The sequence below is a fragment of the Mesorhizobium sp. B2-6-1 genome, assembly GCF_006440475.1.
In the GTDB taxonomy this organism is placed as follows: domain Bacteria; phylum Pseudomonadota; class Alphaproteobacteria; order Rhizobiales; family Rhizobiaceae; genus Mesorhizobium.
On record NZ_VFUH01000010.1, the window covers coordinates 150,495 to 170,363 of the forward strand.

The window sequence follows — 19,869 nt, forward strand, 5'->3', positions numbered from 1 at the left end:
GATGAGCGACGTTCGCGAACGCATTGACGGTGTGGTGATCGGCATCTTTCTCGGTTTCGATGATGCCGCGTCGCCGCTGGTGGTATTCCCCGGCAACCCCGAAGAGACGGCTTTGCCTGCGCGCAGCCTGACCGAACTGACATCCGATATGGTCGGCTCAGAGGTGGCTTTGCTCTTTCAGGAGGGCGATCCCATCAAACCGCTGATCGTCGGCCGCATCGTCGAGCCGGCGCGCAAAACCGCCGCACCGCAGGTCGTGCGCGACGGCGAGCGCATTCGCATCATCGGCGAGGAGCGCATCGAATTGCGTTGCGGCAAGGCGACGATCCTCATGGAAAAAGATGGTCGCATCACCATTCGCGGCACCTACGTCACCAGCCAGGCGAGCGCCGCCAACCGCATTCGCGGCGGATCGATCGATCTCAACTGATGTTGGCGGCAACGGGAAAGCCGAAATTGGAAGGCGCGCCGGAGCGGCAAATAGTACCGGATGTCGTCAGACAGCACGCCGAGCAGGCCGCGTTCTTCTGGGCGCAGCGCGACACGCTTATGGAGGATGATCCGCCGGATCTTCATGTGGTCGCCGGCGTCGACCGGCGCTTGGAAGCCAACCTGGATGGTCTGCGTATCGCTGGACCGGCCGCTTGGCCGTTTGTAGTGGCGGCGTATGAGGACTTCCCAGAAAAGGGCGAATTGTTCCTCTATGGATGGATGGCGATCGAGCAGAACGACGGCCGCCGCGTGGCCGACGCGGTCGAGTTCGGCCGTCAAAGCCAGGACGGCGCTCGCGGATTGGTCGGCGCTCTGGCATGGCACAAGCCTGTAACCATCGCACCGCTGGTACGGGATTGGATCGGGGCGCCGGATGCGTTCAAGCGATTTCTCGGCGTATCGGCCTGCCTTGGGCACTGCGTCGACCCCAAGCAGATGCTGGCGCGGCTCGTGCGCGATCCGGATGCGCGCGTTCGCGCCACCGGTTTGCGCCTCGCCGGGAAACTGAAGCGTGCAGACCTTGCCAATGAATTGGCTGCAGGCTTGAACGATGCCGAAGTGCGCTCGCGGTTCTGGGCTGCCTGGTCGCTGGCTGAACTCGGCTCGGGCGACCTAGCCAGTTCCGAATTGCGAAAGGTTGCGGCCAGCAACGGCCCTGACGCAATGGTAGCCTTGCGCGCGGTGGTCAAAGCTGAGCCCGACAAGGATGTCCGCGCCTGGATGGGCGGATTGCTCAAGTCGCCTGAAACCGCGCAATTGGCGGTGCGCGGGGCGGGGATGTTGGGCGACCGCACGATCCTGCACTGGCTGATCCATCAGATGCGCAATCCGGCGCTTGCGGTTGCTGCCGGCAGCGCGCTGCTGGAACTGTTTCCGGAAGCGAGGGAGGCAGACCTGTTTACCACCGAGCCAAGCCAGGTCAGCCCGGCATTCGAGGATCATTTCGGGGAGGAGGTCGCAAAGGTGCCATTCGCGGACAAGGTGAAGGCATGGGGAGTTGCCTTGAAATTGGTATCCGGTTCCTCCCCTTGATCACGTGAGGAATCTTCGATGCCACGCTCGCTGGAGTTCGGGGTCTCCAGCGCCCTGGCCATCCATGAAGTACACCACCTTTTCGGGAGAATGTAGGATGCCCAAGCTATCAAGCTTCGACGCTACGAAAGAGTAGATGGAATACGGATCACGCGCGTTTTGGTCAATTAGGGATGGAGCGTCACCAATTTGAAAATAGATGCCATATCGAGGTCCTTCCGACACGGACAAAGGCGCGGTGCCATCGGAGGGAACCGCGTCAAAATTCAGTTCGCCCGAATGGCTCTCAAAGCTTAGGTAATTAAGCCAATATACGCCCGGAGAGTCATGGGCCAATTCGATCGCGACAACCTCGGGGTTGGCAATGTCGATCCCACGAAATCGGTTTGCGACTGCCTGCTTTTCCCTCTGCGTCCCACTCACGAAGGCGGGCGACATATAGGCGGACGAAACCGGTAAACGATTGACGACGTCCTTGAAGAAAGAGACAAAAGCTTCCGGCTTCTGTCCGAAGGTAGAGAAGGGCAGCCAGAAACAAAGGAAACTGACCTCGCCCGAATCCTGCATCAATTCTCTTCCCCAATACTCTATTCCATACCCCGGATAGTCTGGGTCGTGCCCCTGAAGGATCATGGTAGCGTTCGGGTAGTCTCCCAGACTGCCGTGGAACCACAAGTCCGAAAAAGCTTCGAACGAGGTCCTGTTTACTGGCTCTGGATCTCCCTCTACATTGAAGTAATAGCCAAACGAGGACAAAGAAACGAGTTGAACGTACGATCTTATTGCGGCCTCTATGGCAAACTTGATTTCCTGGTGGCTCGCACTCACGTAGAAAATCATCCGAATGGAAGTTCGGCTGATGACATAGTCAAGGCGGGACGAAGGATTTTGATCGATCATTTGCAAGTTTCGCTGTTGGGATGGATCATCTTCGGGTGAGCGCCGCAGGCGCGGCCAGCGACTTCTTGCTGGGTGCGACCATGCCAGGATCGATTTGCTGCGTATCGTGTATAGTTTGAGCCATCGCCATAGACCGGCCATCTCGGTGCGGGCGCGTCGGGAGGTAGGTTCGGACAGCTGGTCTTGATGTCATAAGCCGCAACGCAGTTGGGAGCCGTTCCTACGATAACATCAGGTATGCATTCTCCACCAAGCCCTGGGACAGGCAATTTCTGCTGCGTTTTCACCTGTTTTGATAGTTCAGTAGTCGACGTTGCTTTCCCTTTATCAATTTTTTTCTCGACGCATTTGTCAACTGCGTCTCCACGTTCGGCGGCTTTGGACGGAAACCTTCCAGAACCTTTGGTATTGCACCAGTTTTTGGTCAGGGGATCCGGATTTCCCTTGTCAACTTGTGCGGTGCAGTCTTTCACCATCTTACAAAGCGCCTTCTCGAAATTAGGAAGCGCTGCGACGACTGGATCGACATCGCCTGCCAGATTCACCGTGTTCTTGTCGTTGTGGAATTTCTTGTCAGTATGTCGGCAGGCATTCTTGCCGTCCATCTTCACGTCGAACGAATACGTGATCCAGTCCGTCGCCTTCTTGAAGACATTGGACTTTACGCCGCCGACGGTGCCTGGCTCATCACCGGAACTCATTCCGTATTGCGAGCCTTTGATGGCGATCATCTTGCCGCCTTTGGCAAGCACGGTCGTCGTGCCATCCTTCAGTGTGCTCTGCGTGGCGATGTTCGGATAGGGCAGGGGGATCGGTCCCCCTGGGCTGGGCGTCTTGCAGACATCCGGGATCGTCGCGATCGAGAGACCGATAGTGCCTTTATAGGTCAGCCCGAGGCCGTTGACCGTGATGTGGCTGGGCATCAGGCGGCGCTCCTGGGGCCGCCCAGCAGTACAGCCGCACGGGTGCCGTTTTCGGACCCTGCCCAGATCAGCGACAGCGGCGTGCGCTGGTAGTTTCGCGCTTCGGCCTCGGTGATTAAGCTCACGAACAGCGGGCCCGACGCTGCACCGACATCGCCCCAACAGTCGGCTGGCGTCTCGAAATCCGCGGCATCCTTGAAGCGGCCCGGGTTGCGGATGACGGCAAATCCGTATTCGTTGCCGCGATAGCGTTCGCCGTTCATGTCGCAAATGATTCGACCCACCGGATCGATCGGCGCATCCTCAAACAGGAAGCGGAAGGCCGCCCCCAAGCCTTCACCGAGCACAACCGTCTCGGTCTTTATCCTGTTTTCTTCGCTGGCTACGGAGGCACCCACGACCTCAAGGAGAGGTTGCAGCCCAAACGTCCGCGCTATGGTCAACGTCGTCAGCAGACAGAATCCCGCCGCCTCTCCGGGGCAGAAACCATAGATATTGCCCTCCGAATGGAGTTGCTCGTTTTCATCCAGCCATTCCAGGGTTTCCGGCTCAAGATAGGTATCGACCCCTCCTGCCAGGCAGAATTCGGCTTTTCCGTCTCGCAATGTTTTGCAGGCATGGTAAATCGCAAGCAGTCCCCCGGCGTGACCGCCCGCGGTCGACCCACCACCTTCGAGGACGATATGCTCAGCCAGTCGGCTGCGCAACTTGGCGCTGACCTGTGCGGCGAACCCCTCCTTCTGTCCCGGTCGGGACTCACCGGTCGAGAGGATGAGCGAAACCTTGGCTGCCTGCCGCGCGACAGCTAAGGACTGCAACGCGTCCAATGCCGGCGACAATGCGATTTCCACCGCACGCTCCGGGCCGGCAAGGCTCATATCGATGCCTGTATCGCGGGCGACCTTCATCCGCTCGCCGAAACGGTCGATCATATAAGGGTGGTCCTGAATGGCGGAGATGCCAGCACGGATCGCCGCCGCACTTGAGGCGGCATCGAAGCCCAGCGGCGTGCGCGCGCCTGTCCCGACAACGACGATCGTCTCTCTTTTGGCCATCATGATTCTTCTTCCGCCAGCCATACGCCCGTCGCCGCGATCGTTGGCGAAATGCCGGTACGCCCGCGGATGCCAAGGTTCGTGCGTTTCAGGCGTTCCTCGTCGAAAGGCACCGGCAGCACCGACATCCACGTAATCGAGAACTGTCTGAGATCAGGCTTGATGCGAAGGGTGTGGATACTGGTTTCACCGTTTTGGCGATCCGGACGGTTGTAGAACTCGGTGGTCATGTCGAAGGTGATGCGCGGAAGAAGGAATTGCCAGAAGCCGTCTTCAGTGAAGTTGCCCAGCCTGACGTCCTCGTAGCCGATCAGCGGCGTCCTGGTTTGTTGATCCTCCGGAGCGCATTGGTAATACTTGCGGCTAAAATCGCGGGGCAAAAGCGGGTCGCGCGTTTTCTCCCATTCGGCGCCATAAGTGCCGGCATACTTCATGCGCGGCTGCCAGTGCCGCGCCACCGGCCCGAAGCTGGCCGGCTTGCCGCTTCTGTGGTCGCGATAGGGCGCATCGGGATACTCAAAGTTGGGCGCGGTTTTGCCAATCAGCCGCTGTGGGTCGACTGCAAAGCCCGTGCCGACTGGGTTTCGCTGGTCCCAGTTCGGCGTCGATGCTTCCACATCCGTACCGCCGTAGGTGCGGCGCCAGCTGATCGGAATTTTCTTGAATGGTTCCGCCCGGCTCATCCGGACCGACACCGGGCCAGGCACAAACACGCGGTCGCCGACCACCTTGATGGTCTTGTCGACGTCTCCGACTTTTATGCGCGCTGCACTCTCAATGTTGGGACTGCCGCCGGGTGAATAGACATGGCCCTTGACCAATACGTCGGTATGCCTTTTTTCAAGATTGAGGTCCGTCTCGTCGAGAAGCTCGTTCGGATCCGCGCCGTGAATGGGCGCCAGATTCACCGGCGTCTGATCCTTCAGGAGCCGCTGTTTGCCGTCGGGATCGATCTCGAACGACGCCTTGATCGCGATCAGCCAGACCTCATGTCCGCGCTCGTCACGCGTCCAGCTTTCCTGGGCAGCGAATGGCGTCTGGTTGGATAGTATCCACATTTGAAACCACGCATCCTTATGCGATGGTGAAACCACGGGGCTTCAACTGTCTTGGCAACATCTGCATCAGATGGTCTCCCAACTGGCCGCAAAGATCTTTTCCAGCGTCGCTTGCGGCGATTGCGGATCGATGTCGAAAATATCCGAACGGGCGGTCCACACCACCATGCCGCTTATGACCTCTTCGCTTGGCTCGACAGGCGGTACCAGCAGGGTGCCCAGCGCGGCATCCAGTTCTTCGGGTGTCAGCTCGCCGTGTTGGCCGGCGATGGCCGCGTCTTCGATGCTGGAAAACCACGCCTCCGCATCGGCCAGCTGAACGGGCGCTTCAGCAAGCCGCGCCACGATGGTCAAAGGGAATTGTCTGCCAACCCTGTCGGCACTCTGCACGATAATGCCTGCCGACGCACCGAAGGAAGCCGGGCCGGCCAGGAAGCGCAGCGCGGTTGTGCTTGGCCAAAATTCCGAACCGATCAGCGGCACGAAATGCTGCGCCAGCCAGCGGTCCCAGACGCGCACAAAATCGCCCGGCAGCCGCCGGGTGACGAAATCCCCCGTCGCCGGGATCTTGCCGTAGAAGCCGGGCGCGTTCATATCTGCGGTGGACATGTGAATTTCTTGAACATTTCGAGGTTGTAGGGGTTTTCGACGCTGGCGGCCTTGAGCTCGAAATCGGCGTACATGCCTTTCGTGCCCAGGCGCAGACTGTAGACATCCGAAAGCGAGGTTCCGGTGAATCGGCCGCTGCGCAACATCCTCAGCCACGCCCAGCTGCCGGTCTCGTTGAGCATGATTTCGGGCGATCCGTCGATCGGCTGGAAAGCGAGCGAAATGACCCCGGTGCCGTCCTTGCCGGGCCAGGTCATCGGTTGCGGCCGCGTTGCGTTGTTGTAGTAGACGAGGCTCTGGCCATCGAGATTGAGCGTGACGCGCGTGAGGTTGGGAGACAGATCCTTCGGTTCGAGCGTGAAGCTCATCACCGGTCCGGCACCCCCGGGGAAAAGATCGTCGCGGATGTGCCTGGCCTGCTCGAACGCCGCCAGCGCCGAAGGGTCGAGGCCGAAATCGGCGCGCCACTTCCAAGGCTCGCCGGTCGTGTCGACATAATTGATCAGGTGGTCGTTGATGAAACCGTCGATCAGCCCGGCGGGCCCGAACAGGCGGGCGAAATCGCGCACGTTGACGTCGACCGCACTGGCTTCGCTGAAGGGATAGCGATTGTTCAGCGCCGCCTGGCAGAAAGGCAGTATGTCGGCCCGCCAGATGGCGTTGAGTTCCGAAGTGACCGCCTTCTGAGTCAAATTGCTGGTGTCGCCGGCTATCCCGCCCAACCAGCTGTTGATGGGATCGGGCAGGATCTGGGCCTGCCTTGCCACCGCGCCCGTCAGTTCGGCAAGGCCTCCCTGTTTCTTGATGGCATCCTGTGGATTGGGGTTCGCGGTGACCGTTTGCAGGACGTTCGAAAGCGCGGTCAGTGCGACAACGGCAGCATCCAGCGCCGGTGGCTGGCCGTCGACCTCTGCGATGGTGCTCTTCAGCGGTTTGAAATGTTCGGCCACCAGATTGCCGGTCAGGTCCACCTCACTGGCGGATCCGGCGCGGGGAAGTAGTTTCGCACCCGATGTCGCCAGCTTGCCAAGCTTACCCAGCTTGCCGAGTAGTTTCGAAGCGCCCTTGGCTGCCGCCTTGTCGTCGGCAGGCGCTTCGTCGGAACGGGTCAGTTCTGTCTCCTGGACGACCGCCGTAAGCAGCCGCTTCAGCGCTGAATCAGCACTCGAGAGATCTTTCAGATTTTCGCCGGCGACATTGAGATCGGTCAATGATGCAAGCCTCATGTCGCGCAGGAAGCTGTCCCATTGCGCGATGTAGTCGTCGTAGTAGAGCTTCAGAATATCCTCGGACAGCGCCGAGACGGATGTCTCGGAATTTTCCGAGCAACCGCCGGCGAAAACCGCACGATCGAGCGCCGCCTGGGCGGCGACATCGTCGATGCGGTCGAGAATGACGTCGTGAAAGCCGGAATAGGTGAAGGCGCCCGAAATGCCGACGCGTAATGTCTTGCCCGAACGCCGTGCAAACACTTTGCCGCCGTTTGGGCCGGCGAAATTGGCCGGTATCCACTCCTTCAGCCCGGCCACTGCCGGATCGGCCAACAACTGCTTGTAGCCACGCGCCGGCAACGAAATCGTGCAGACCGTTTTCAGAGCTTCGGCAACCAGGGCCTGGTCCGGCGCGACATAGCTTTCGTCGACCGTCATCCGGCGGATCGCGGCAAGCTGATGCTCTTCGGCGTCGGCTGTCGGAAATGGCGCCGCGGCCGCGAATTCGGGCAGACTGTTCACCCACCAGTTCTGGGCGTAGTCGGGATCCATCTGCGACAGGCCCGTCATCATGCGATAGGTCTTGAGCGCCCCGAGCATGAAGTCGGGATCGCGGATCTGGCGCCACATCGTCGCCTCGAGCAGGGCCACCATCCGGGGCTCGAGCACGTTGCGGAGGGCGTGGTCATAAGTGTCGGCCTGTGCCCTGACCAGTTCCGCCGAGGCCGATGGGCCAAGCAGATCGTGGGCAGCGCCCGGCGGTGCTGTCCGGGCATTTGCGACCGCGTCCATCGCCTCGAGCGCGCCGTCCATGACAGGCTGCTCCACCGATGCCGGGGTTGCGGCAGCGGAGGTCAGTGGTGTTTGCAGCGCTTCAAACTGGCCTGCCTGCGCCGAGATCGCATGGCGGTTGTCAAAATAGGACCAGGTGAACAGGCCGCCTGCCAGCAACGCCGCCGCAGAGCATGCGGCAGCGGCGCCGCGCCAGATCCAGGCGCGGCGGCGTTGCGCCAGCGGGTCGAATGTACCGAGGCCTGCTTCCTTGAAGATGACTTCAGTGAGAAGGTTCTTCAGGAAGAAGCTGCGTTTCTCGACCCGAGATGCGGGCAGGGCGCGCCGCGGCGGAAGACCGAAGGAGGAAGACAGCGCGGCGGTCAGCCGGTCGATAGGCGCTCCTTCCTGCGTCGCCGATGTCAGGTAGAGGCCGCGCAGCCAGGCAGCCTCCTCATACCGGCTTTCGCCGAACATGGCTTCGACCAGCACCTGTATCGGTTCGGACAAGCTTGCCAGTTGGGCGGGAAACCTGAAGATTTCGGCACGGGCGGCGAGTTTGTCCTCGTCCTCCAGGCGCGTCACCAAGCGCCGCTCGAGTTCGGTCGCCAGCGTCGCGATTTCTCGTTCGATGGTCTTGCCATCGACGCGCGCATCCAGCGCGAAGGTCGTCCCCCACACCTGTTCGCGCGAGGCGGTCGACAGGCCGCCGAAGAACGGCTCGAAGCCCTTGATCAGGTCGGCCTTGGTCAGCATCAGATAGACCGGCAGGCGGATTTCAAGCCGGTCGTTGAGCTCGGCCAACCGGCGGCGGATCTTGCGCCCGTGCGCCTTGATGGCCTCGTCGCCCTCCGAAAGGACGTCGATCGAAAGCGCGACGATTACGCCGTTCAGCGCACGGCGGCCGCGATGTTTCTTCAAGAGGTCGAGGAAACCGAGCCATTCGGCCGCGTCGACATCCGGCTGGCTCTCCTGCTGGACATAGCGGCCGGCGGTGTCGATCAGAACCGCGTTTTCGGAAAAGAACCAGTCGCAGTTGCGCGTGCCACCGACCCCCTGCAAGTCGTCTGTGAGGTCGATCGGAAAATTCAGTCCGGACTGCCGCAAGGCGGTGGTCTTGCCGGTGGCCGGCGGCCCGACGATCACATACCAAGGCATCTCGCGCAGGAACTTGCGCCCGCCCAGCTTGCGGCGCCTCAGTTCGGTCATCACCTCGGCGAACTTGGCGCCCACGGCGGCGACGTTCTCTTCGCCTGGGCTGAGCGGCTTTTCCACCGCTGGCGCGGCAATCTCGGCGACGAACATGCGGTTGGCGCGGATCGCCCGGCGCTGGGCAACGATCAGCCAGACCAGCCAGAAGATGACCAGCAGCGCGATGATGACGATGCGCACATTTTCGGAGGCGAAGGGGTCGTAGGGACCAACCCTGACGATCGGACCGAAGATCCAGATAACCAGGGATAGCAGCGTCAGGCCGATCAGCGTCCACAGCCAGCGCGATGTCAGGACCGCCCAGAGGAAGCGCAGGATGAACATCTCACAGCCTCTTTTCGACGAGCACCTCGACGCGGCGATTCAAGGCTCGCCCCTCGCGCGTGCTGTCGCTGGCCACAGGATCGGTGGCAGCCCGGCCCTCCGAATGGACGCGATCCTGCGGCACTCCGTTTTGAACCAGCATGTCGGCAATCGTCCGGGCGCGAGCCTCGGATAGTCGCTGGTTGGTCGACAGGGGGTTGGTCTTTTGCAAAGGAACGCTGTCAGTATGGCCGACCACCGTGATGTTTCCGATCAGCTCCTGATTGGCGAGGATCACCTTGGCGATCGAACCGATCAAGGGTTCGAAACCATCGGTCAGTTGTGGCCGCGATGACTGGAATAGTTCGGGGTTGGAGGCCTGGATGATCAGCTTGGCCAGTGAAACGCTCTCCGTGCCGCTGAGAGCAGATTTGAGCTCGGCCGGCGCCCCCGCCTGGAATTCCGGCAACAGCGCAAAATCCACTTTTTCCGGTGGCGGGGCGTCGACTTTGGGCGACGCACGGGTGATGTCGCCGCGGGCAGGCGGTGGCAGGGCACGAACAAGTGCGGAAAGCTCGACCGCCTGGCTGCTCAGTCCCATCGACAGCCCGATATGGATCGCCGCGGCTGCAACCGCAGCACCGAGCGCCATGACCCAGACCGGCACGATGAAGCGCTGCGGCTGGTCGGAGGCGATGACACCTTTCCAGTTTGGCGCTAAAGGCGCGCCTTCGGCGTCGGCATTGCGCAGGAAGCGGGCCGCCGCCACGCGAACCGCATTGAGCGAGCGGTCGCCTGAGCGGCCGGGCACGCGATATTTGCCACGGAAGCCGAGCGCCAGGCAATGGTACTGCAGTTCGAGCAATTCTCGGTCCCGGTTAGGATGTCGTTCCAGTTCGTCGAGTCGCGTGAAGAATTGCGTGCCGGCATCGACATCGCCGCGCAGCATGACGACGAGCGGCTGCCGCGGCCAGGCACTGGCCCCGCCCCAAGGCGTGTTCAGGGCCAGATCGTCGAGCAACGCAGCCACCACCCAAGCTGCCTGGTCGGCTCGCTCCATCGAGGACCCCGTCGACATAGCCGTGTCGCGTGCCCGAACTAGTTCTTCGAGCAAACGGGTGCGCAAGACTTCCGGATTGTCTGGCGGCATTGCGCTTTCGAGCTCGGGAGCGAACTCGAGCAAGGGCGCAAAGGCGTTGACAAGCGCGTTCGGGTGGGTGCGAGAGCGTTTTACCAGTGCGCCCGGCGAAAGTGGCGCCATGGGCCTTGGCATCGGCGCGCCGCTCAATCGTATGCGAGTGCGTTCGCGATCCTCCGACAGTCCGAAAGGATCATCGCGGCTCATGATCTCACCTGTTCACCGAATAGCAGTCCACCTGCGGCTCGCTTGGCAACACGCCCGAAACACCGATGACGAAGCCTGGTGCGTCGAGCAGCGAGGCCCAGTGTTCGCTTTTCTGATCCAATTCGAGGCACAGTCGATCGCCGTCGTAGGGGATTTCGCGTGGCTGGGAATGAAGCGGCTTTAGCGGAATGCCCGGCAAGCGCGATTTCCACAGGCCCTCGAACTCGTCGGCCGAGCCGACGGTCGCCTGATTGACGAAGATCTTGCGCAAGGCATCCTCCGACAGCTCCGAGCCGACCCGGATGACGATGCGGCTGGCCACCAACAGCTTTGGGTTGTCGATGCGAATTTTCCAGACATTGGTCGAGTGCCGCATGACGGGCAGCGCACGCGATTTCGGCTCGATGTAGCGAAGGCTGAGAATGAGCGAGCGCAGCGCATCCGCCAGAGCCGAATAGGCAGGGCCGGGCGCCATGTGATCGTAAGCGGGCAACTCGCCCAGCCGCCGCGCGCTCGATCCGTAAGTTGCCATCGAACCAGCGAGCCCGGCGAGTTCCAGGTAAAGCTCGGCCGGATGGAAGACATCCTGCGCCAGCATGTGAGCCAGTCGCGGACGCGCCGCATTGGCGAGGTTGAGCATCAACAGGTCTTCGACGCTGCGCCCAGGCCCGCCCATGACCATCTTGCCATGCGCCTCGGCGATCTGGTCGAGGCCGGTGACAACTTCCAGAAGCAATTGCCGATACCAGGCCACCGCGCCGGTGACCAGTGCCGGTGGCAGGAAGCTCTCGTCCAGAGAGACGCCGCCATCGGCTCGAACTCCGTTGAGGTCGGCTATCGGCAAGGCGGTGTAGCCACCAACCGACTTGCCAGGTGCAAGCAGCAGCGCCTGCGGACGGGCGATTTCTATTTCTTCAGGATCCGAACCGCCCTGGACAGCGTCGCGCACCGAAACGATCCGCCCGTGATATCGCGCTCCAGAGGCGGCGGCGTGTGCCGGATCGAAGCCGACACCACCGGGAGGCTCCAGCGGCAAGGCGACCAGCACCGGCCCTGCGCCCGTCTCGGGGGTGACCGGCAGCGGTTGCGGCGCGTCCATCCAATCCGGAATGGAAAAAGGTGTCCCATCCGGGAAGATGCCCCGGGCCGACAGGATCGCGACCTGGCCGGATTCCAGCAATGCCTGGTCCAGCGTCAGCTGTCGAAAGCCGAACGTATGCAGTTGTCCGGCCTGCAACGCGCCGCGCACCGTCGCCTCGAAGAAACGATCCTGCTGCTGGAAATGCTGGGTTCGCAGGAAAAGTCCTTCGGACCATAGCACCCTGTTTGCATCGCTCATGCCGCTACTCTCTGCATTGAGCTCCCTTACCTTGGCTGCTAGGCGGAGATGCCGCCGCTGCCCAACGTGACATTGATGGTGAACTTTGATCCCGGCGACACCGACTTGGTTGTCCGCCAGTTCCTGCCGCCAGGTTCGCGGATCAGTGCAACGAAGCCCAGAGCCGTCGCGTCCGGCTCGACAGTGATGGTCTTGGATGCGGATTTTCCGGGCCCGACGGCGATCTGGTCGGAACCGATAAGATCTCCTGCGAGTGCGCTGCCGGCATCCCCCTGCAGCGCAAAATAGTCGGCGGAATTGAATTTGCCGGTGCTTTTTAACCGCATCACGAGAACCGTCACCGGCCGGTCGCCGCCACCTGGCCCCGGATTCATGCCGGCCCCGCCGGTCACGTTGACGGTGATCACCGACGGCTTTGGCGGACCGCTCTGGCACGCTGCAACCAGCCCGGTCGCGCCCAGGGCAATCATCAATTCACGTCGGTCGATCATGGCTTACTCCTCCTCATATGCATCTCGAAAATCAGTGCCGATTTCGCCAAGGAAGCTTTTTTCCGCGCTTTCGGCGATTTCGCGATGGCGTTTTTGATAGAGCTCCCACAGCTTGGCGCCGCGCCCGCCCGAAAGCAGGGTTCCGATCGCCGAATTCGATTTCAGCTCGTCCTCGATCGCTGCGGGATCGAAACGATCGATCATCCGTCGCAAAGCGGCCTGTATGCCTCGCCAAGCGCGCACGTGATGTTGCGCGAGATCGCGAACTGCATCGGCGATGGCCGCCTCCCCGGCGAGAAATCCGGGGCTGCGCTCGGCGACCAGCGTCACGATGGCGTCGTCGACCGACGGCAGAAATTTGAGCGGATTGACTTCGGAGGCACCGACCATTGTCTGGGCGACGCGAGCATTTCCTTTCTCCTCGGCCCGCTTGCGCAGAAGCTGCATCAGCCCTTCCATCATCAGCCGGTATTCGCGGCCGAACTTCTCCATTTCCACGATGCTGTCGCGGCCGGGGAAATCGGCTTCCTCGACGCCCATGCCGCGCAAGAAGGCGGCGCGGAGCGCCATCTCGGCGGGCTGCGCGCTTGCCGGCGGGCGGGCAGGTTTGGAAGCAGCACCCATGCGCGCTGGAGGCAGGACATCGGCCGGTTGCGCGGGAATATCCCAGGGATTGGCGGATGGTGGCCGTTGGGCAATGCGCTCGCGCTGGCCGGTCGAGGCCGAGTTATTTGTCGAACTGGGCGAGGAGACCGGTCCGAAACCAAAATCATCGTTGAAGTCGGACAGCTTTCCCGCTGCGGATTCAGCTCCGTGGCTGGGAGGGGGGGGCCGGTCGAGGCTGAATGGATCCGCCCGGCTGCCCACCCCGCCCTGCTCGACATAAGCGGCGGCGCTTTTTGACACCGGCGTTGAAACCGGATCGAGGCTGAACGGGTCGTCGAAAGCAGGCGAGTTGCGCTGGCCGGAAGACGCGCGCTCGAACGCCCCTGGGATCGGCTGCTCGAACGGGTTCGGCAGATCAGCAGGTCGAGGCCGTTGCGGCGCTTCTTCGACCTTGGCGGAAAAGAAGTCATCGCGGCCGATGCTTACCGGCGCCCGCGATGCCGCTGACAGACGTTCTGGTACCGGCTGGATGACTGCGGGCGCTTGAGCGGCCGCGATCTGCAGGTCGACACAGACGACGTAATCGCCCAGCCTGAGCCGCATGCCGCTTTGAAGGCGTGCGGACCTGCCTGGACCAAGCGGGCTATCGGAATCGTTTATGAACAAACCGCTGCTCGATGTGTCGGTGACGAAATATCCATCTCGCCCGCCAGAGATTTTGCAGTGAGCACGTGAAACGAACATGTCGGGATCATCGATCTGCCAGCCTGCATCGGCGCTGCGGCCGATCACCAGCTCACCTTCGTCCAGGCGAGTTTGCCGCACCGCCTGGGTGCGTGGCCCTTGCTCTAGCGTTAGCAGCAGACTCATGCCGCGCTCCCCGCCATTTCCGGCCGCCATCCGACGATTGTGCGCAGCCGCATATCGTCAGCATCCCCCCTTTCAGCGGGTCGCGCAAGCCAGGCGGTTCGGCCGAGCTGCACCGCTCCAATACGGGGCGGCGGCACTGCTTCACGCGCAAGCACGATACGCAGATCGACATCGAGAGATTCTCCGACCATGTCGCGAACCGCGTGCTGGAACAGTTTGAGCCGCTGGCTGCCCGGCAGGAATGTCTTGAAATCATCATACTTCAAAGGGCCGACCCGCAGTTCGATCCTGCTTTGGCGGGTGAAAACGCGTGGGCCGATCGTCGCCCCCCGACCGAGCACAGCAAAGGATTTTGCGAGGCGGGTCTGGAGGCCTGCTGGTATGATTGTCCAGGCGGCGACGAATTCCTTGATCTTTACCGGCACCTTGAAGGCTTCCGCCAGGAACAGTGTCAGTCGTTCCGGGCCCTCGACCTGGCTGGCGAGCGAAGCCGCCTGGCGAAGCTTCACCATGTCGAGATCGATGTTTCGGGTGCCGGGAAGTCCGATACCGGCCATGGCCGCAAGCATGGCGCGAACCCGGCCACCGACCGCGCGTTCAACCTGAACGGCCGGATTCGCATCCGCCCACGCCCGATAGTAAAGGGCGATCATGCGGTGCTGCAGAATGTTGACGAAGTCGACGAAAGTAGTGTCGCTGGTCAGCTGTGCGTTGGCCCCGGCGAACCACCGCTGCGACAGCCGGTCGAGCACCCAGCGCGTCAGATGCAGCGGCATTGGACCCTCGGGGCCCAAGAGACCCAGATTTGCAATCGTGACCCGGGCCGGCTTGCCGTTGTCGGCTTCGCGGAAATGGACCAGGTCCCTGGCCGAGAAGGCGAGGCGCACATGCTGGCCAAGCCTTGCCGGCTCACGGTCGGGACGGCCGGAATGGCCGAACACGGCATTTTGCTGTTCGAGACGGCGCAGCAATTCGAAAAAGTCGAACCCTTCGGACAGACCTTCAGCGGGGTTTGGGCTGGGCTTGTCTAGATCAGGGAGCGATTGCCGGGCGTCATCGGCCATGGCACATCCTCCTGCTTCTGCAGCAGCCGCGTGCGGGTCCGCACGAAACCGTTTATTCCGGCATATCGGGCGAACAGCCGCGCCAGCAAAGCCGAAAGCAGCAAAGTGCTTTGGCCAGCCAGGATGGATTCATCGACATGCAACGTCACCTCGGTGCCGCGTCCGAAGCACATCGGCCCCTCGATCTGAAGCCGCTCCACGACGGGCCGCGAGTCGATGCGGGCGATCGAATGTACATTGCGAGCCAGGCTGGGATCGCCTCGGTCGGCATAGATATCGAGAAGCGCATGCAACGGGTCGACGCCGCGGCCCTCCTTGGCAAGGCTGAGGAAGTTGAGCATGAGCTGTGCCACCAGCCGCCAGGCGAGATCGTCGGCGCGCGATTCACCCTCGGCCCCTGTGGGCAGTGCTGCGGGGATCGCCGGCTGCGGTGGACGCAGGGCTCCAAGGAGCCTGACGATTTCGACCGGGTCGCCGGCCTCAAGCGTCAATGTGGGATTGTCATCGAGGATCGGCAGGTCACGATTGGTGCACAGTGCTACGACGTCGAGACGCTTCAGAGGTCGGTACGCCGGGCTTGCGAGCGGTCGCGATACGGCCAGGAAAACGTCGTCGCCGGTGTATGACGTGCGCGTTAGACCGTCGCGCCGTTCGTCTTCGGTCGCGCGCCGAGGGCGCCGCTCGGTTGAGTAGACCCACCCACTGCCGCTGTTCTGCCCCAGGCTGAACAGTTCCGGAATTTCGGCGTCGTTGCCTTCGGTGTCGGCGTCCTCAACACGAATGATCCGATAGATTTCAAAGTCGCGCGCCCTCGTGCGGTCTGCATGCAAAACCTGGCGTGTCTTACGCGCATCGATCTCGACGACGTTGCACTCACGTTCGAAAAGATTGATGATCGGCGTTGCGAAAAGTTCGAAGTCGGCCGATGTCAGATCGGCCAACTCTGGCACCGGACGCCTGAATTGGAAGACGATCTCAAGCCCTCCGTCGCATCGACGCACGACAGGCTGTAGCCCCGAAACCCGCACATAGTGGAAGCGCTCGGGCATTATGAAGTATTCTCGCAGGAGGCGATATCCTTCGAATGTCGGGCGGGTACGCGGCATCAAGGCTTCGTCGTCGCTGATGCCAACCATTTCGGGCGCTGGCAAGGGCGACAACGGGTTGCTCCTGCCCTCAGCGCGTGCGCCAACGGTTGAGCAAGTGCCGAAGATCGCGTCGAATAGCAGCGGCGCCTTGGTTCGCCCGGCAAAATAAATATCGAGCCGGTCGAGCGTCAATTCGTGGAGCTTGCCTTTTCCGGTCGGGGCCAGCGTGATGCGGAGCGCCGCCTCGCCGCGCACACCGCCGACCGTGGCCATCCCGGCCGCCGCCAACGCGCTGCGGTCCTGAAAATAGCTGACCGAAGTGATTGCTATCGGCCACAGGGTCGTCTCTTGCGCGGTCGAGAAAGTGCAGCGCGTCGAAAGGCCGGGCCGCAGGCTGGAAACCAGCCGGGTGTTGCGCCTGACGACGTGGCCGTCGAGCATGGTCTGGACCTGCTGGCCTGGTTTGAGCACCACCATCGCCGTTGCCGGCGCCGGGGTGACCAGATCGGGATAAAGAACGTCGAGCACACTGCGCGAAAATCGCGAACGCTCGGCGTCGACCTTTAGCCGGGTGCGCGCCGCGAGGAAAGCCACGCCATCCAGCAGCCGCTCAACATAGGGGTCCGGACAGGGGACCGTGTCGAGGGAAAGGTTGCGCGCGACCGCTGGATGCATATCGGCAAATTCGGCCGCAAGGCCGCGGATGTGGGTCAACTCCTCCTCGTAATATTCGACGAAGACCCGATCCATCTCAGGCGTCCCTGATTTCGGTCCGCGCCGCGCCGTTATCGAGATTGATCGTAGTGCGCAGGCGCATGCGTTCCGGTGTCGGGGTTATGATCAGCACACCGTCAATCTCGATCTTGAGGCCGGCCGTCTTGTCGCCAAGCGTCACTGTGACCTTTGTTGCGCTTTCCTTGAGGCGGGGCTCGAAGGTGGCGAGCACCGCACGGATCTCACGCGCCAGCACATCGCGATCAAAGTCGCGCGAAGACCTGCCCGAGAAGGAGGGGACGCCGTAATTGACCACGCTCCGGCGCACCTCCGGGAAATCTGCGAGCGACGGTGGGTTGTCCGATACCTGTTCATTTTCCAGATCGGACAGGAGCGGCGTGGCCTCGAAGCGCTCGGTGTTGAAGAGCGCCTCGACGTCACGCCGCACTGCTTCTCTGAGCACGCGGGCTGACACCACAACGCCGCGACTTTCGATCTCGACCCGATGCTGGGTCTGAAAGGCCAATCGATGCAGACGCCGTTTTTGCTCGGCTGTGAGTTCGGCATCAGCGTCGATGGCCCGCGCGCTGGCGCCAACGAGGGCGTCGACACGGTCGGCGCCAAGCTCGTCGAGCAAGACATGGCGCAGCCCGTCTATCTCCGAGGTCAGACCAGGCAGGTCATTGACGAGGCGATCCCAAAGCGACGGCTGGACGGCCTCGCTTTTTGCCCGCAAGCTGCCGGTACTGTGCTGCTTGCCAGCGTCGGGTCGCCGACCCTCACTTGCCGACATAGACATCCATTTCGGCTTCATCATTGCCGTCATAGACGAACTTGATCTTCTTGTAGGCGAAGCTGACCTCTTCCTGGATCAGGTCTTCCTCATCCTCGGCCTGCGACATGTCGTATTCCATGATCGAGGCGTCGGTGAGGGTGACGACCAGATAATCCTTAGTCTCGCCATCGATCGTCCGACGTGCCGAGAACACCACTTCATCGAGGGCCTTGTTCTCGAACAAGGCTTTCTTGAGATAAGGCGAAGATTTGTCGTAGTGTTTGATGAACTTGATCATGCCCATGGACACGCGCCCCCGACGTGAGAGCGAATTCGGGTCATAGGGTGCGACCATCTTGTAGTCGACGCCATGGATTTCGATCTCATCATCGTGGCCGTCGCGGGTGCTGGGGCCCTTGATATCGGGAACCTTCAGAAAACCATCAATCTTTACTGGCATTGTCTCTCTCCACCATTGTCAAAAAAAAGATTGTTGTTGCTGCAATCAAGTCTTAACGGACGGCAGTTCCGACACCAGTCGAAGCGAGGCATTGATGCCCTCCAACTGGTAATGCGGGCGCAGATAGAAGCGGGCGTTGTAGTAGCCCGGCCGCCCCTCCACGCTGTCCACTTGGACCTCGGCGGCGGCGAGCGGGCGCTTGGCGCGCGCCTTGTCGTCGGCAAAGGCCGGGTTGGCCAGCACGTAGCGGTTGATCCACTCGGTCAACCAGATCTGCATGTCGGAGCGTTCCTTAAACGACCCGACCTTGTCTCGCGCTATGGCTTTGAGATAGTGCGCAAAGCGCGAAACCGGGAACAAGTAGGGCAAGTTGGCGCTCAGCCGCTCATTAGACTGCGCATCGGGGTCCACCAGCCGGCCGGCGCGCGTTTCGTCGTCCTGTAACGAATGGGCACCGATGAAAGCCGCAAGATCCGTGTTCTTCCGGTGCAGGATCGGCATCAGGCCAAGCTTGGCGAGTTCCGCCTCACGCCGGTCATCAATGGCGACTTCCGTGGGGCATTTCATCGCTATCGACCCATCATCGGTCGGGAAGCTGTGCACCGGCAAATTAAGCACCGTTCCGCCGTTCTCGACGCCGCGGATCTGGGTACCCCAGCCAAACAGCTTGTGGCTGCGGTTGATGTTGACGCCCATCGGGAAGGCGGCGTTCATCCAGACATACTTGTTGTGATCGCCCTGCACCTCTTCCTCGAAGGTGAAGCCCTTCACCGGAACGGTGTCCGTGCCATATGGCAGCCGGGCCAGGACGCGAGGCATGGTCAGCCCAATGTAGCGAGCATCCTCGCTTTCGCGCAGCGACTGCCAGGAGGCATAGGCCGGGTTGGAAACGATCTGCTGTAGATCCTGAGGGTTCGGCAATTCCTGCCAGCTATCCATACGAAACAGTCGAGGCGAGGCGGCCGCGATAAAAGGCGTATGCGCAGAAGCGCAGATGCCGGAGATGTTGCGTAGCAGACCGACGTCGCGCGGGTGGTTGGAAAATTCGTAGGCGCCGATCACGCAGCCGATCGGCTCGCCGCCAAGCATCGAATATTCGTCTGTGTAGACTTTCTTGAAGATCGGACTCTGATCCCACATCTGGCCTTCGTAGTCTTCGAGCGTGTCGGCCAGCTGCTCCTTGGAGATGTTCATCACCCGGATTTTAAGCTTCTGGTCGGTCTCGGTGTTGTTGACGAGGTACCACAGGCCGCGCCATGTGCCTTCCATTTCGCGCACTTCCGGCGCGTGCAGGATCTCGTTGACCTGAGCCGTCAGCATCTTGTCGATACCGGCGATCAGCGACTTGATCGACTTGATGGCATTGGACGAGATGGTTGTGGTGTCGGAACGGGACTGCGCTGCGAGCGCGAGATTGCGCACGAGTTGCTGCAGCTTCTCGCTGTCGTCTTTCTTGACCTTGAAATCCTTTTCGAGGAGTCCACTGAATTCTCCAAGGTCTATGGCTTCGGCCTCGGCGGCGAGGGTGGCGGTCTTTTGCTGTTCGGCCAT

At 61.6% G+C, this 19,869-nt stretch carries 17 protein-coding genes; 2 read left to right on the forward strand and 15 right to left on the reverse strand.

All coding sequences use genetic code 11. The annotated features are described in order from the left end of the window. Position 1 precedes the first annotated feature (1 nt). Positions 2-430: a DUF6484 domain-containing protein gene (locus FJ443_RS20790; RefSeq protein ID WP_140581114.1), complete on the forward strand. Its 429-nt coding sequence runs from the start codon at positions 2-4 to the stop codon at positions 428-430. Further along, positions 430-1,524, forward strand: coding sequence for a HEAT repeat domain-containing protein (locus FJ443_RS20795; RefSeq protein WP_224684541.1), 1,095 nt, complete (start codon positions 430-432; stop codon positions 1,522-1,524). Before FJ443_RS20790 ends, FJ443_RS20795 begins: the two co-directional genes overlap by 1 nt. On the opposite strand, the gene FJ443_RS20800 is transcribed toward FJ443_RS20795, so the two are convergent. From FJ443_RS20800 to tssC, 15 genes are all read right to left on the reverse strand, one after another. Next, on the reverse strand, positions 1,525-2,424 hold the full coding sequence (locus FJ443_RS20800; RefSeq protein ID WP_181175120.1) for a type VI immunity family protein: 900 nt from the start codon (positions 2,422-2,424) through the stop codon (positions 1,525-1,527). Further along, the gene (locus FJ443_RS31700; protein ID WP_224684531.1) at positions 2,421-3,347 is read right to left on the reverse strand and encodes a DUF4150 domain-containing protein; all 927 of its coding nucleotides are present in this window, start codon (positions 3,345-3,347) and stop codon (positions 2,421-2,423) included. The genes FJ443_RS20800 and FJ443_RS31700 overlap by 4 nt, the downstream gene beginning before the upstream one ends. After that, positions 3,347-4,405 (reverse strand): beta-ketoacyl synthase N-terminal-like domain-containing protein, encoded by a 1,059-nt coding sequence (locus tag FJ443_RS20810; protein ID WP_246681231.1) that lies wholly within the window; start codon positions 4,403-4,405, stop codon positions 3,347-3,349. Before FJ443_RS20810 ends, FJ443_RS31700 begins: the two co-directional genes overlap by 1 nt. Continuing rightward, the gene (locus FJ443_RS20815; protein ID WP_140665653.1) at positions 4,402-5,460 is read right to left on the reverse strand and encodes a DUF2169 domain-containing protein; all 1,059 of its coding nucleotides are present in this window, start codon (positions 5,458-5,460) and stop codon (positions 4,402-4,404) included. Before FJ443_RS20815 ends, FJ443_RS20810 begins: the two co-directional genes overlap by 4 nt. A 66-nt stretch (positions 5,461-5,526) precedes the next feature. After that, complete coding sequence (gene tagF / locus FJ443_RS20820) at positions 5,527-6,069, reverse strand: type VI secretion system-associated protein TagF (protein ID WP_246681232.1); 543 nt, start codon at positions 6,067-6,069, stop codon at positions 5,527-5,529. Further along, positions 6,051-9,587, reverse strand: coding sequence for a type VI secretion system membrane subunit TssM (gene tssM / locus FJ443_RS20825; protein WP_140665655.1), 3,537 nt, complete (start codon positions 9,585-9,587; stop codon positions 6,051-6,053). Before tssM ends, tagF begins: the two co-directional genes overlap by 19 nt. Before the next feature lies 1 nt (position 9,588). Further along, entirely contained in the window at positions 9,589-10,911 is a 1,323-nt protein-coding gene (icmH, locus tag FJ443_RS20830) for a type IVB secretion system protein IcmH/DotU (protein WP_140665657.1), read from the reverse strand. 4 nt (positions 10,912-10,915) lie between these two features. Then, on the reverse strand, positions 10,916-12,250 hold the full coding sequence (tssK, locus tag FJ443_RS20835; protein WP_140665660.1) for a type VI secretion system baseplate subunit TssK: 1,335 nt from the start codon (positions 12,248-12,250) through the stop codon (positions 10,916-10,918). Positions 12,251-12,288: 38 nt separating this feature from the next. Continuing rightward, positions 12,289-12,741 (reverse strand): type VI secretion system lipoprotein TssJ, encoded by a 453-nt coding sequence (gene tssJ, locus FJ443_RS20840; protein ID WP_140498291.1) that lies wholly within the window; start codon positions 12,739-12,741, stop codon positions 12,289-12,291. Positions 12,742-12,744: 3 nt separating this feature from the next. Then, positions 12,745-14,217, reverse strand: a complete 1,473-nt coding sequence (gene tagH, locus FJ443_RS20845; RefSeq protein ID WP_140665744.1) for a type VI secretion system-associated FHA domain protein TagH — start codon at positions 14,215-14,217, stop codon at positions 12,745-12,747. Beyond that, the gene (gene tssG / locus FJ443_RS20850; RefSeq protein WP_140665663.1) at positions 14,214-15,281 is read right to left on the reverse strand and encodes a type VI secretion system baseplate subunit TssG; all 1,068 of its coding nucleotides are present in this window, start codon (positions 15,279-15,281) and stop codon (positions 14,214-14,216) included. Before tssG ends, tagH begins: the two co-directional genes overlap by 4 nt. Next, entirely contained in the window at positions 15,245-17,119 is a 1,875-nt protein-coding gene (tssF, locus tag FJ443_RS20855; RefSeq protein ID WP_140665666.1) for a type VI secretion system baseplate subunit TssF, read from the reverse strand. The genes tssG and tssF overlap by 37 nt, the downstream gene beginning before the upstream one ends. Before the next feature lies 1 nt (position 17,120). Continuing rightward, the gene (tssE, locus tag FJ443_RS20860; RefSeq protein ID WP_140498535.1) at positions 17,121-17,876 is read right to left on the reverse strand and encodes a type VI secretion system baseplate subunit TssE; all 756 of its coding nucleotides are present in this window, start codon (positions 17,874-17,876) and stop codon (positions 17,121-17,123) included. Beyond that, positions 17,863-18,318, reverse strand: a complete 456-nt coding sequence (locus FJ443_RS20865) for an Hcp family type VI secretion system effector (RefSeq protein WP_115143971.1) — start codon at positions 18,316-18,318, stop codon at positions 17,863-17,865. Before FJ443_RS20865 ends, tssE begins: the two co-directional genes overlap by 14 nt. A gap of 45 nt (positions 18,319-18,363) precedes the next feature. Beyond that, positions 18,364-19,869 (reverse strand): type VI secretion system contractile sheath large subunit, encoded by a 1,506-nt coding sequence (gene tssC / locus FJ443_RS20870; protein WP_140498288.1) that lies wholly within the window; start codon positions 19,867-19,869, stop codon positions 18,364-18,366.